The organism is Oleiphilus sp. HI0061, from assembly GCF_001635675.1.
In genome coordinates, this window is sequence record NZ_LWFE01000110.1 from 1 (window position 1) to 588 (window position 588).

The 588-nt window shown below is 41.2% G+C and carries 2 protein-coding genes; both read left to right on the forward strand.

Features of this window, described 5'->3' with window-relative positions; translation table 11 throughout:
• Window positions 1-355: sugar phosphate nucleotidyltransferase (locus A3735_RS01315; protein ID WP_255375116.1), on the forward strand; the 355-nt coding region annotated here is incomplete at its 5' end.
• Window positions 356-358: 3 nt separating this feature from the next.
• Window positions 359-588: dTDP-4-dehydrorhamnose 3,5-epimerase family protein (locus tag A3735_RS28630; protein ID WP_197485578.1), on the forward strand; the 230-nt coding region annotated here is incomplete at its 3' end.

The window sequence follows — 588 nt, forward strand, 5'->3', positions numbered from 1 at the left end:
GACAGGTTTATATTTCTATGACAATCGAGTGATCGATATTGCAAAGAGTATCAAGCCTTCTGCTCGTGGTGAACTTGAAATCACGGATGTGAATAATGCATATTTGTCTGCAGGTAAGTTGAGTGTATCTTTATTGGGAAGAGGCTTTGCTTGGTTGGATACGGGTACGCACGATTCATTACTAGAAGCCGGGCATTTTGTTCAGACGATTGAGCATCGTCAAGGGCTTAAAGTAGCTTGTCTAGAAGAGATAGGTTTTAACCAAGGCTGGATCAGTAAAGAGAGACTGCAAAAACAAGGTGAAGCTTTGTCTAAAACTGGTTATGGCCAATATTTGTTATCATTGTTGAGTTGATAGATGAAAGTAATTGAAACGCCGTTAAAGGATTGTGTTGAAATCGAACCGCGGGTATTTGGTGATGATCGAGGTTTCTTCTTAGAAACATTCCAGGCAGAAAGGTATCGCACTGAAGCAGGTATTAGTCAGGCCTTTGTTCAGGATAACCATTCCCGGTCTACTCGCGGGGTTTTGAGAGGTTTACATTTTCAAAAAACTAAACCTCAAGGTAAATTGGTGCGCGTTGTTTC